The sequence below is a fragment of the Spongiibacter taiwanensis genome, assembly GCF_023702635.1.
In the GTDB taxonomy this organism is placed as follows: Bacteria; Pseudomonadota; Gammaproteobacteria; order Pseudomonadales; family Spongiibacteraceae; genus Spongiibacter; species Spongiibacter taiwanensis.
In genome coordinates this window covers 2,525,139-2,537,816 of the sequence record NZ_CP098455.1, presented here as the reverse complement: position 1 = coordinate 2,537,816, position 12,678 = coordinate 2,525,139, and the positions used below count along the sequence as shown (strand labels likewise).

The 12,678-nt window shown below is 58.2% G+C and carries 12 protein-coding genes; 8 read left to right on the top strand and 4 right to left on the bottom strand.

Annotated elements, in window-relative coordinates:
- Window positions 1–6: 6 nt before the first annotated feature.
- Window positions 7–1,254 (bottom strand): PepSY-associated TM helix domain-containing protein, encoded by a 1,248-nt coding sequence (locus tag NCG89_RS11690; RefSeq protein WP_251086718.1) that lies wholly within the window; start codon window positions 1,252–1,254, stop codon window positions 7–9.
- 239 nt (window positions 1,255–1,493) lie between these two features.
- Here NCG89_RS11690 and NCG89_RS11685 point away from each other — a divergent pair, with 239 nt between their 5' ends.
- The gene (locus NCG89_RS11685; protein WP_251086717.1) at window positions 1,494–3,611 is read left to right on the top strand and encodes a TonB-dependent receptor; all 2,118 of its coding nucleotides are present in this window, start codon (window positions 1,494–1,496) and stop codon (window positions 3,609–3,611) included.
- A 56-nt stretch (window positions 3,612–3,667) separates the two neighbouring features.
- Here the strand turns inward: NCG89_RS11685 and NCG89_RS11680 are convergent, their stop codons facing one another.
- Window positions 3,668–4,702 carry an NADP(H)-dependent aldo-keto reductase gene (locus NCG89_RS11680; RefSeq protein ID WP_251086716.1) on the bottom strand — a complete coding sequence of 345 codons (1,035 nt, stop codon included), beginning with the start codon at window positions 4,700–4,702 and terminating at the stop codon, window positions 3,668–3,670.
- Between the two features lie 163 nt (window positions 4,703–4,865).
- On the opposite strand from NCG89_RS11680, the gene NCG89_RS11675 reads away from it, so the two are divergent.
- From NCG89_RS11675 to arsH, 5 genes are all read left to right on the top strand, one after another.
- Window positions 4,866–5,327, top strand: a complete 462-nt coding sequence (locus NCG89_RS11675; RefSeq protein ID WP_251086715.1) for a hypothetical protein — start codon at window positions 4,866–4,868, stop codon at window positions 5,325–5,327.
- 665 nt (window positions 5,328–5,992) lie between these two features.
- Window positions 5,993–6,328, top strand: a complete 336-nt coding sequence (locus NCG89_RS11670) for a metalloregulator ArsR/SmtB family transcription factor (protein WP_285236401.1) — start codon at window positions 5,993–5,995, stop codon at window positions 6,326–6,328.
- A gap of 9 nt (window positions 6,329–6,337) precedes the next feature.
- Window positions 6,338–6,844: an arsenate reductase ArsC gene (locus tag NCG89_RS11665; protein WP_251086713.1), complete on the top strand. Its 507-nt coding sequence runs from the start codon at window positions 6,338–6,340 to the stop codon at window positions 6,842–6,844.
- Complete coding sequence (arsB, locus tag NCG89_RS11660) at window positions 6,844–7,872, top strand: ACR3 family arsenite efflux transporter (RefSeq protein ID WP_251086712.1); 1,029 nt, start codon at window positions 6,844–6,846, stop codon at window positions 7,870–7,872. The genes NCG89_RS11665 and arsB overlap by 1 nt, the downstream gene beginning before the upstream one ends.
- 489 nt (window positions 7,873–8,361) lie before the next feature.
- Window positions 8,362–9,081, top strand: a complete 720-nt coding sequence (gene arsH, locus NCG89_RS11655; protein WP_251086711.1) for an arsenical resistance protein ArsH — start codon at window positions 8,362–8,364, stop codon at window positions 9,079–9,081.
- 98 nt (window positions 9,082–9,179) lie between these two features.
- Here arsH and thpD read toward each other — a convergent pair whose 3' ends face one another.
- A complete protein-coding gene (thpD, locus tag NCG89_RS11650) occupies window positions 9,180–10,127 on the bottom strand; it encodes an ectoine hydroxylase (protein ID WP_251086710.1) in 948 nt (315 codons plus the stop codon).
- A gap of 250 nt (window positions 10,128–10,377) precedes the next feature.
- Here thpD and purE point away from each other — a divergent pair, with 250 nt between their 5' ends.
- Both purE and purK read left to right on the top strand, forming a co-directional pair.
- Window positions 10,378–10,872, top strand: coding sequence for a 5-(carboxyamino)imidazole ribonucleotide mutase (gene purE, locus NCG89_RS11645; protein ID WP_251086709.1), 495 nt, complete (start codon window positions 10,378–10,380; stop codon window positions 10,870–10,872).
- The gene (gene purK, locus NCG89_RS11640) at window positions 10,869–11,942 is read left to right on the top strand and encodes a 5-(carboxyamino)imidazole ribonucleotide synthase (RefSeq protein WP_251086708.1); all 1,074 of its coding nucleotides are present in this window, start codon (window positions 10,869–10,871) and stop codon (window positions 11,940–11,942) included. Before purE ends, purK begins: the two co-directional genes overlap by 4 nt.
- A 366-nt stretch (window positions 11,943–12,308) precedes the next feature.
- Here purK and NCG89_RS16890 read toward each other — a convergent pair whose 3' ends face one another.
- The gene (locus tag NCG89_RS16890; RefSeq protein WP_285236377.1) at window positions 12,309–12,434 is read right to left on the bottom strand and encodes a hypothetical protein; all 126 of its coding nucleotides are present in this window, start codon (window positions 12,432–12,434) and stop codon (window positions 12,309–12,311) included.
- Between the last annotated feature and the right edge of the window lie 244 nt (window positions 12,435–12,678).

Genomic DNA, 12,678 nt, shown 5'->3' with positions numbered 1-12,678 from the left:
CTGCGGTCAGGTTGATGAACGGAATCGCCTGGCCAGCCAAACACCCAATGCAACCGCCAAAAAACTGATGCAAAACAGCGGCATGGCCACCGCCAACAGCAGCAGGCTAGCGTAAAAAAACCAGCCCAGTCGCGGCACTTCGCGCAGTCGGGGCAAGCCCAGCTCACCGGGGCGACGCCGCAGCCACCACATGCCAATACCACTGCCCACCAGACCGGCGAGCCCAAGGGCGACAAGCATGGCCAACACCTGCGTCGGCCACCCCAGTATCAAGCCCGTATGCAGGGGGAAGAACAGCAGCAAGGCCTTTGCCCCCGGCGCCAGGCCGTCCCACTTTAGCTCCGCCAAACGCTCGCCGGAGTAGTGGTTGTAATAAACAATGCGGGTGTTCCAGGGCAGCGCTTCTCGAACGCTAATCACGGTTGGATCGCCAGGCTCATGGGGAAAGCTGATAAACCAGTCCGCCGCCGGAGCGTCCTCGAGAAAGTCTGTCGTCAGATCATCGATGCCAAGCGGCGTTTGGTCGGGCTGGGCCTCCACCTTAGGGGGCGACATAAACGCGTCGGGAATCTGCCCCGCCAACGCCATTTCCGCCAGCAGGGCCTTGCCTGCCACCGGTGAAAACAGCAATCCGGTATAGACAATCACCAGCGCCACCGGAAGGAGGTAAAAGCCGCCGACGGCATGCAGGTCCCGCCAAAATCGGCGCCCCTGGCTGCGGACTCGGGGCACCCAGCCGCCGGCCTTTTTAGCCCGCCGGGGCCACCACAGCAGCAAGCCCATCAACAGGGTGACAAAGACCCAGCTGGTCGCCAGCTCGATCAACCAACGGCCCGGCTCCCCGGCCAGCAAGCGGGTATGCAGATGAAACACCGTGGCAAAAAACCCGCTGGTTTCCAGACGGCTGCCCAGTACCTCAAGCGTATAAGGATTCACCCACACCATGCGATGCTCGTCGCTGGCGGCATCTTTCAGAAACACGACGGCACTGCGGGAAGGGTCTCGGTAGCGCCCGTAGTGCTCTAGCTCCAGACCAGGATATTGGGCCTGGGCCGCAGCAATCTGCGCAGATACCGCGCTGGCCTGACAATCAGCACAAGGCGCGAGGCGTTGCCACTCGGCTTCCAGCACTGGCTCAAGCTGGGACTGAAAAGCATACAGTGCGCCAGTAATACTGAGGGTCAGCAAAAACGGCGCGCACAGCAAACCCACAACAAAGTGCCAGCGCCAGAGAAGAGGATAAAGGCGTTCCATTGATTACGGCATTCCTAGATTTCAGCGTTCCTGGATATCAGTGTTCCTGGATTTCAGCGTTCTTTTGGGGGAGGCGGTAGACGGGCATCCAACAGGTGCGGCCGTTGGCCCCCAGCCAAAATAATTGCGACTCAATCTCATTTGCATTATAGCTGGCGACTGCTTAACATTCGAACACTATCGCGCCCACCACCAATTAACCCGCGCTGCAGACCAGCGCATACACCGGTAACCCTGTGATGTTTTTGCCACCCCGCCCCTTTGCCACCGCACTTGCTACCCTGCTACCCCCCCTTGCCAGCACTGTGGTCTATGCCAATGAGCCTCCTCACAAGATCGAAGAAGTCGTCGTTACCGGCGATTTGCTGCAGCGTCAAACGCTGGAGACCGTCTCCAGCATCAGCGTGGTTAGCGAGCAACAAATTGCCGCCCGCAATATTCGGGATCTCTATGACCTGCTGCTGCGCACGCCAAACGTCAATGCCGCCAAAGAGGACAAGTTCTCGGTGAGAGGCATATCCAACGAAGGTATTGGTCCCGGCGGCACCGGCCGCCCCACGGTGAGCGTGTTTATCGATGGCGCCCGGCAACCAGGACGAGGCGTCGGCAACACCTGGGATATTGAGCAGGTCGCGTTTTATCGTGGCCCTCAATCCACCGCGTTTGGCCCCGGCTCACTGGCCGGGGCCATCGTACTGAAGTCCAAGGACCCGTCCCACGAGGAGTACAGCGGCCACCTAAAAGTTGGGGCCGCCAATGACTACGGGCGGGAGGTTGGCGTCGCGGTGGGCGGCCCCTTGGTCGGCGGCTTTGCCTTCCGCTATGCCGCGGAAACCAATCAGACCGATGGCGAAGTCACTAACACCACCCTCAATGATGACCAATGGCAGGCCAGAGACCGGTATTTGCAGCGTGCCAAACTGGCCTGGGAGGGCGTCGAATGGTACAGCGCCATGCTCACCTACCAGCAGACCAAGCTGCGGGAGGGCAACGAGTACCTGCCACCCGAGCGCGCTGAAAGCCGCCAATCCACTGACAATGTGGATGGCTTTTACAACGACAACAGTGAGTTGCTGCTGTTGAAGCAAAATATTCGCTTCAGCGACCAGCTCGATCTGGAAATACTGACGAGCCGCAGCGAATCCGATAATGCCCGTAAGGGCGACTATGACATCTCCGAGGAAGACCGCGGTCAATTTGTCAATGTCACCAAAATCGAAAATCGCACATTGGAAATGCGGCTGCATATGAGGCCGGATTGGGGGCGTGGCGTGCTGGGCGCTTATTTTAGTGAAGATGAGCTGACAGGCAGTTCGGTCAATACCGGCGTGCCCTACAGCCTCAGTGGCGCCGAAGTCAAAGCCGATGCAGACCTGCTGGCGGCCCGCAGTGCCGACACTAAAGCCCTGTACGGCGAAGCAGACATTGACCTGACCCAACGCCTGACGCTCACTGTAGGCGCTCGCCACGAGCAAAACGACGCCAGCAACCGGAGCGCGTTCATTGTCACCGGGGCGCAACTTATTGACCCGGTTACTGGCAGCCCGGTGCCCGGCGACGTCAGCCCACTCCTAAAACCACTGCTCGACAGCGACGCCACCGCGCCCAGCGATGACACGGTATTTCTGCCCAAACTGGCCCTGAGCTATCAATTCACCGACTCGCTAAGCAGCTTTATCACTGCCGTTCGCGGCTACCGAGCCGGTTCAGTGGATTTTGTCAGCGATGGCGAATCCCCCACCTACGGCCCGGAATACACCACCAACATCGACCTCGGCGTAAAAATGGCCTGGCAAACCTGGTATGCCCAGGCAAGCCTGTTTCGAGTCGATTACGACGACATGCAAGTCGGCACCAGAGTGGATGCCTCCACCTTCAGAACCGACAACGCGGGCGAAGCGCGGGCGCAAGGTGTTGAACTGGAGTTTTCCGGGGAGCTGGGCGCAGGCTTCAGCCTCTTTGGCGGCATTGGCTACACCGACACCAAGTTTGTTGACTACCAGGATGACGACGTCGACTTTAGTGGCAACGAATTTCCGAATGCGCCACAGCTTACCGCCAATCTCACCCTGCAATATCAGCATCATCTTGGCTGGTTCGCCGATCTCAGCTGGGCCCGCACCGATGGCAGTTTCACTGACAGGGAGAACACCCCCTTCATGATGGCCGACGCCCGGGATCTGCTGGGTGCGCGATTTGGCTGGGAAGGGGAACACGTGACCCTGGAAGTTTACGGCCAAAACCTGACCGATGAGTTCTACATTACCGACCGTTTTGCCAGCAGCTCGCTGGGCATTAACGCCGTCTTTGTCGGTGACCCCAAAGAATACGGCGCGCGCCTGCGCTACCGATTCTAACGATGCGGATCAGATCAGCGCATCTGCGACGGAAACACTGATCTGACACCGTACTGTTAGGGCGCGGGGTTTGGCTGGGCTTGATGAATCGTATTGATTTCCGCTAACACTTCATCGCTTAGCACCAGGTCGGCACTATCAATGTTGGCTTTCAGCTGGTCCATGGTGGTGGCACCGATAATATTGCTGGTCACAAAGGGCTGACGGGTGACAAAGGCCAAGGCCAGTTGCGCCGGGTCTAACTGGTGGCGCTCCGCCAACTGGCAGTATTGCTCGGTGGCCGCCACCGCCTCCGGCTTGGCATAGCGCTGAAACCGCTCGAACAGAGTAATGCGGCCATCGGCCGGGCGCTGCCCATGCCGGTACTTGCCGCTGAGCACACCAAAGGCCATGGGCGAATAGGCAAGCAGGCCCACTTTTTCGCGAATCGCCATTTCTGCCAGACCGATTTCAAAGGTCCGATTCAACAGGTTGTAAGGATTTTGAATGCTGGCGACCCGGGGCAGATCATACTGGGCGGCAAGTCGCAGATAGGTCATCAGGCCCCAGGGCGTCTCGTTGCTGATGCCCACTTGGTTAACCACACCCTGGGCAACCAGCTCGGCCAGGGCGCCGAGAATGTCGTGAAGCTCTGCCTCCGCATCGCCTCCATCTGCGTGGGTATATCCCAGCTGACCAAAAAAATTGGCGCTGCGATTGGGCCAGTGAATTTGATACAGGTCGATATGATCGGTTTGCAGACGCGCCAGATTCCCCTCAATGGCGCGCAGTACCGCGTCTCGGTTCAGCCCTTTGCCATCGCGAATATGGGCGTGACCGGGACCCGCAGCCTTGGTCGCCAACACCACATCAGCGCGCCGGCCGCACTGGCGAAACCACTCGCCCAATATGATTTCAGTCTGCCCCTGGGTGCTGGCCTTAGGAGGAACAGGATACATTTCTGCCGTATCAATAAAGTTAATCCCCCGAGACAGGGCATAATCCAGCTGCTCGAAGGCCTGCTCCTGGGTGTTCTGTTCGCCCCAGGTCATGGTACCCAGACACAGCTCGCTGACACTGATCTGGCTCGTTCCCAATGTTCGGTACTTCATTCACTTTCTCTCCGACATGATTGCTACCGCAGTGGCCCATTCTGGCCAAGGGCATCGACACAGACAAGGAATGCACACCGCTGAGCTGACAGGAATGCAACGAAGATGGGATACTCTGCTGCGCCGGGGAGTCAGCCGTCTCCCGCTCTAGATTGGAACGTCCATGCGATTCAGCGCCAAGCACCCCCTCATTATCGCCGCCATCTGCCTCGCTGCCGCTGCCGCCCTGTATCTGATCGGGCGGGAAATCTGGATTTATCGCAGCGCCGTTGGGCAGATCGAGACGGAGCTATTAGCCAGAGCCAATACCGCGACGGCATCGGCCACCGACCCCACCCTGCGCGACGACTTTCTAGAGGAACTGGCCGACTGCACCGACCAGGGCATGCGCGGCACCATGCAGGAAGTTGGCCGCTATCTGGGCGGCGTCAACCGCGCCGTGAAAACCGGCAATGATCAAGTCTTGATGGAAGTGGCCACCGTGCTGCTATACAAGTGTATTCAGAACTACGTGTTGACTGCCGAAACCGTGGCAGACATGGCCGCACGCAATGCCCTGTTTGGGGATCAGGCCGTGTTCCCGGTGGATTCCCAGCAATGGGCGAAGGATTGGATGGCGAGGTAAGGGACGCTAGACGCTAGACGCTAGACGCTAGACGCTAGACGCTAGACGCTAGACGCTAGACGCTAGACGCTAGACGCTAGACGCTAGACGCTAGACGCTAGACGCTAGACGCTAGACGCTAGAAAAGCATGATTTGGCACCGGCGCACGTCAAGCATTTATCGCGCTCTTTTACTTCAATACCAATCACTATTCAGCGTCGCCCCGGCCTCCGAGCCGGGGCCCAGTTACGCCCGTGTTCAAACCCCACTGGATTCCGGATCGCAAACAGCGCGTCCGGAATGACAGATGCTCGGAATCCTCCGGAGGCACCGCGTCAGACGTCCGACGTCAGTCCCACTCAGCGTTTCGTCGCCCCGGCCCCCGAGCCGGGGCCCAGTTGCTCCCATGCTCAAAACTCCTGGATTCCGGATCGCAAAAACGCGTCCGGAATGACGGATACTTGGAACCCTCCGAAGGCGCCGCGTCAGACGTCCGACGTCAGACCCACTTCGCGCTTCGTCGCCCCGGCGCCCGGCCATTCCCCCCCAATCTACCCAGCCCGCCTCTTTCCTCTCCCGTCTCCCGTCTCCCGTCTCCCGTCTCCCGTCAAACAAACATATGCATATACATATATACAAACTTCCGATAAACTCCACCTGTCACTCATCACCAGCACAACCCATGATCAGTTCAACTCAGTTTTTTAAATGCCTCTCCGACGAGACGCGGCTGCTGTCCACCCTCCTTATTTTTCAGCAGGGCGAGCTTTGCGTTTGCGAGTTGATGGAGGCCCTTGAGGAAAGTCAGCCGAAAATCTCCCGGCACCTGGCGCAGCTGCGCAGTTGCGGGATTCTCTCTGACCGCCGTGACAAGCAATGGGTGTATTACGCCTTGAGCCCGAGCCTGCCGGAGTGGACCCAGCAAGTGCTGGGCGCTGCTGTCGATGCCAACCAGACCCAGCTGAAGGCCTGCAGTGATCGGCTCCACCGCATGTCCTGCCGCCCACAACGTTGCCCATAGGGACCACCGATGAAAATTCTCTTTATCTGCACCCATAACCGCTGCCGCAGTATTCTCAGCGAAGCCATCTGCAATCATGTGGGCGGCGCCGAACTGCAAGGGGTCAGCGCCGGCAGCCAACCTGTGGGGGAGGTGCACCCCCTGTCCCTCAAGTTCCTGGCGGAGCGCGGTGTCAGCACCGCGGGGCTGCGCAGCAAATCCTGGCAGGATTTTGCCGACGACCAACCCGATCTGGCCATCACCGTGTGTGACAGCGCTGCCGGCGAGAGCTGCCCTCTGTGGATGGGCAACTGCCCGAAAGTACATTGGGGGCTGCCAGACCCGTCGAGGCTGGAAGGGGATGAAAACACCTTGCGCGAGGCGTTCTTTGCAGTCATGGATTGCATTGAGGCGCGCCTTAAGGCGCTGCTGGCCACCGACCTTAGCAACGGGGATGCAGCCTCAATCAAGGCCGTGATGGCCAGCATTGCCGAGCAAATTCCCGCGCCCCAATTCACCACCGGAGAATCGCACTGATGGGACTTTTTGAACGTTATCTTAGTGTCTGGGTCGGGCTGTGTATTCTGGCTGGCCTGTTGCTGGGGCAACTCTTCCCCGGGCTGTTTCAGCTGATTGCCTCACTGGAAGTAGCCCATGTGAACCTGCCCGTGGCGCTGTTTATCTGGGTGATGATTTTCCCGATGATGGTGCAGGTGGATTTCTCCGCCATCAAAGACATTGGTGCCAAACCCAAGGGCCTGCTGCTGACATTGGTGATTAACTGGCTGATCAAGCCCTTTACTATGGCGGCATTGGGCTGGCTGTTCTTTCGGGTGTTGTTTGCCGACCTGGTCGACCCCGCCACCGCCAGCGAATACATTGCCGGCATGATCCTGCTCGGTGTGGCGCCCTGCACGGCAATGGTGTTTGTCTGGAGCCAACTTACCAAAGGTGATCCCAATTACACCCTGGTACAAGTGTCGGTAAACGACATAATTATGATCTTTGCCTTTGCACCCATTGCGGCCTTTTTGCTCGGTGTCAGCGATGTCAGTGTGCCCTGGGATACCCTGCTGTTATCGGTTGTGCTGTATGTGGTGATACCACTGGTGGCCGGGGTATTAACTCGCCGGGCGCTGGACAGCGCCAATGACCACCAGCGCCTGAACCGATTTTTGGCCACAGTAAAACCCGTATCCATTTCAGGCCTGCTGGCCACAGTGGTGCTGCTGTTTGGCTTTCAGGCAGAGACGATTATCAGCAAGCCGGTGGCCATTGTCTTGATTGCCATCCCCCTGCTGATTCAGAGCTACGGCATTTTTGCCATCGCCTACCTCGGCGCAAAAAGTCTGAAGCTACCCCACAATATCGCCGCCCCCGCTTGCATGATTGGCACCTCTAACTTTTTTGAGCTGGCGGTGGCGGTGGCCATTTCGCTGTTCGGCCTCAATTCCGGCGCCGCACTCGCAACAGTAGTGGGTGTGTTAGTAGAGGTGCCAGTCATGTTGTCACTGGTCGCCCTGGCCAACCGGACCCGGCATTGGTTTGACGAGCCGGGGCGTTGAACGGGGTGCCGGGGGCGAGACTTGATTTAGCAATGTCTGAATGCACGACCAGCCAGAGGGCTTGCCGAAATTTCGTCGTACCCGCGAACGCGCGGTATCCAGTTATTGCTAACGTAGCTGGGTTTTCTGGATGCCCGCATTCGCTAGCATGACGACAGAAAAATAATTCCGGACAGCAGTACACCTGGGTGGGAAAGACGATGAACTCACCGAGCAAAGGCCGGGAGAAGCCGCATTTCGCATCATGATCAATCGAGATGAAAACCAAGGCGGTACGCCGTCGACCCGGACCAGGGTGATGAATCACCACTCAAAGGGGAGGTTCGGAAGGACAGACTGCGCAGCGCACATATCCGCTATGCCCGCGCAAGCGGGAATCCAGAAAATGACCACTTGGGCGACCAGCATCGCAGCGACACACAACAGACATGTTCAGATTTATTTTTCTCGAACTGTTTTGAATAAAGTAAGCGGCAACCGGAAATCACAATGACCGACCTAACCAACACTGATCTACCAAACATAGACACCCACCTGATCCACCCTGTCGACACGGGCAAGTTGTATCGGCCCCTCTCTCATCCGCCACGCATTCTGCTGCTCTACGGCTCACTGCGCCAACGCTCCTTCAGCCGGCTGGCCAGCGAGGAAGCCGCCCGCATTCTGCAATTTTTCGGCGCGGAGACCAAAACCTTCAATCCCTCTGGACTGCCGCTGCCCGACGACAGCGACCCGGACCACCCCAAGGTCAAAGAGCTGCGCGAACTGGCGGCCTGGGCCGAAGGCATGGTGTGGTGCTCACCCGAGCGGCACGGCGCAATGACCGGCATTATGAAATCACAGATCGACTGGATTCCCTTGAACATGGGCGGTGTGCGCCCCACCCAGGGCAAGACGCTGGCGGTGATGCAGGTCTGCGGCGGCTCCCAGAGTTTTAATGCCGTCAACCAGATGCGGGTACTGGGCCGCTGGATGCGGATGGTGACCATCCCTAATCAGTCGTCGGTGGCCAAGGCCTGGTTGGAATTTGACGACAACGATCGCATGAAACCGTCGTCATACTACGACCGCATTGTCGACGTCATGGAGGAACTGGTGAAATTCACCCTGCTCACCCGGGGCAGCAAAGACTATTTTGTCGATCGCTATTCCGAGCGCAAAGAAAGCCAGGAAGCCTTCAACGCAAGGATCAACCAGCGCAGCCTATGATCGGCAAGCCCGCTCCCCCGTCCATTTTGCGACGGGGAAGCGCTACGGGATGAAACAGAGAGTGGCAGGAAATAAATGCCACTAACACCAACGCGCAATTAATGTCCCGACCAACTCCCGTCAGCCCGATGGGCCAAGAACTCCGGCCGGGGCCGACTGGCCGCGAAGGGCTGAACGCAGGCGTTATCCCGGCGATTGTAGACAAAAAAGATATTGGAGCGCGGGTCCGGCGACATATTGGCATTGGAGCCGTGCAAGGTATTGCAGTCAAATAGAATCAGCCCGCCAGCACGACCGGTCGGCGCCTGAATTCCCCGGCGCCGAACCAATTCGGTTAATACCGCCTCGGGCGGCGTACCAATGCGCTGGGATTTAAGCGACTGTTTGTAATTGTCCTCAGGGGTCGGCCCCACGCAGGGCAAGAACTGCTGATGGGACCCGGGAATCAGCATTAGCGGCCCGTTAAAGGTGTGATTCTCGGTGAGGATGATGGATGCGCTCACGGCGCGCATGCCGGGCATGCCATCTTCCGCGTGCCAGGTTTCAAAGTCCGAGTGCCAGTTAAAGCCTTTGCCGGCAAATCCGGGTTTGTAATTGATCCGCGATTGATGGACATAGGTCTGGCCACCCAGCAGCTGCTCCACCCGGGCCAGCAAGGCTGGCGACTGTGCCAGCCGGCCAAAAACATCAGACAGAAAGTGCACCGCAAACAGCGAGCGAATGGCGTCACTGTCGGGTTCGGTCACCGCGTAGTCGGCCTGGTGAAATTCGGAAGACTCCAGCAAACCGCGCAGCTCGCGCTGTAGACTGGCCACGTCGGCATCGTTTAAAAAATCCGGCTCGTACAGAAAACCGTCGCGGGCAAAGTTCGCCACTTGCTGGGCATTGAGCGGCCCGTCATCGGTCGCCTCCTCTGCGGGAGGCTCCAAGCGGGGTAGCATCGTATTTGTTGGGCTGGCAGCCAGCCGGGTTGGATAGGGATCTGTGGCCTGCGGCCCCAGATTTAGGCTGTGATCGCGATAACGCAGCGACGCCTCTAGATACATCGTTTCCTCCTGTTACTGTTTGTTAAGCTCCTCAATGAAGTGAAATATGATCAAAATGTGTGGACCCACCAGGGCAATTTCAAGAGCGCTCGGGCCGCCAAAAATGCGGCGCGAGTATAGGCAGACACCCCGTTGGTGAAAAATTCACTCCGATTTCACTCGAAACCGGCGATTTGACGCCATAAGGACTCGGCCCGAGGCGGATAATTCCTTTATAATTGGCGGTTTTTCATCCGCTGAGGCAGCGACAATGACTGGAAAAGTGGCCCTGATCATGGGCTCCAAAAGTGACTGGGATACCATGCGCCCCGCCACCGAGATCATGACCGAGCTGGGTGTAGCCCATCACGTAGAAGTGGTGTCCGCCCACCGCACCCCGGACAAGCTGATGAGTTTTGCCGCATCGGCTGCCGACCAGGGCTTTGAAGTCATCATTGCCGGGGCTGGTGGCGCCGCCCACTTGCCCGGCATGGTCGCCGCCAAAACCCGCCTGCCCGTGTTGGGTGTGCCGGTTCAGAGCAAAGCCCTGAACGGCCTGGACAGCCTGCTGTCTATCGTCCAGATGCCGAAAGGAATCGCCGTCGGCACCCTGGCCATTGGCGTGGCGGGCGCATTTAACGCCGGTTTGCTGGCCTGCCAGATTCTGGCACTGCATGACGGCGACCTGGCAAAACGCCTGGAGGCCTTCCGGGCCAAGCAGACCCAGGATGTATTGGACAATCCCGATCCGAGGAACGCGGGATGACCAAGGTGTGGGTTCTCGGCGCCGGCCAATTGGGCGCCATGTTGCAACAGGCGGCTTATCCGCTGGCGCTGGATGTGCACCCGCTGGCACCGGAAGATGAAACCCTCCCCGAGATCAGCGCCGCCGACATTGTTACCGTCGAGCGGGAACAGTGGCCTGACACCGCCCTTACCCGTCACCTCAGCAGCCAACCCGGCTTTATCAATGCCGCCATATTTGGCCGGATTGCCGATCGGCTCTACCAGAAAACCATGCTCGACGAACTGGAAATTAACACCGCGCCCTGGCTACCGGTGACCGCCAGCAGCCACGCCGAAGCCCTCCATGCTGAAATTGGCGAGGATATTCTGCTTAAGCGCCGCACCGGCGGGTACGACGGCAAAGGCCAGTTCTGGCTTTACCAGGACCAAGGCGATGAGATTCCCAGCGATTGGCTCGACGCCGCCATTGCCGAACAGAAAATCCCCTTTGAGGAAGAGTTGTCCCTGGTGGGCGCCCGGGATGCCGACGGCAACAAGGTGTTCTACCCCCTGACGCTGAACCTGCACAGCAACGGTATTTTGATGGCCTCCGTTGCCCCCCTGGAGCGGGTCAAGCACCTGCAAAGCCAGGCCGAAGCCATGCTCGGGAAAATCATGGATTCTGCCAACTATATTGGCGTAATGGCCATGGAGTGCTTCCGGGTGAAGGATAAGCTGATCGTTAACGAGCTGGCTCCCCGGGTACACAACAGCGGCCACTGGACCCAGGCCGGCGCCTGCGTCAGCCAGTTTGAGATGCATTTGCGCGCAGTCAGTGGGCTGCCGATTAAGGCACCTGAAGTGCGCGGTCAAAGCGTCATGATCAACCTGATCGGTGTGGCGCGAAACATTGATTGGCTCAACATTCCGTCCAGCCAGTGCTACTGGTATGGCAAGGACGTGCGGCCGGGACGTAAGGTGGGTCATATCAACATTAACCACCCGAACAAAAAGGCCGTTCAAACGGCGCTGGTGAAGTTGCGACCGCTACTGCCGGAAAACTACGGCGCGGTTTTTGACTGGGTGCAAGACGAGTTGGCGAAAATATAACGCTTTGCCGTCGGCGTACCGCCTTATTCGCTAAGGGTTCCGGTAAACAGTGCCAGCAAATGATTCAGCGCCGCATTTGGCCACTGCAGCCAGGCCAGCATGATCCAGGACGACAGTACCACCACGCTCAGGCGCATCGCGGCGGCGCCAGTCGCCGCCCCGCACAGCGGCCTTGCCTTTCGATATTAATTCCTCCCAACGCAACCAAGCCCCAGCTCTTCCTGCTTTGCAGTGACCACTTCTGGCCGCAAAAACCAATTCCCAACAAAACTTGCGCCTGCATGGCCGTCGCAAGCAGCGCACCACCAGCAGGGGCGGCTTGAAACAAAGCAAAAACGTGGGGCGCACAATGTGTCATCAAAATGATTACCGCTCTTCCGTGGTCGACCAATCCGCCAACACCAGCGAATTTGGCCGGGCATCCGACTTGATCGGTGCCAGAAAGTAGCCCACCACTAGCCAGGCCACCAAAACCATTAAGATGTATTTCATCGCCGTTTGCTTACCAAACATGATGCTACCGCCTCTCGAATTTCGTTGTGGGAACCCAAACTCCACAACGCGCATTTTCTGAACCGGGCAACCAATACCTCACTAATGGTATCGGGCTACCCCCATAATGATGGCGCGGAACGCAAAAATTCCCCGCCGCTGATCTGTGAAAAGATCATCACCCAGTCCAAAAAAAAATGTAATTCCGAGTCCAAAATAGCCGTTCGATTTTTGACCAAAGTCA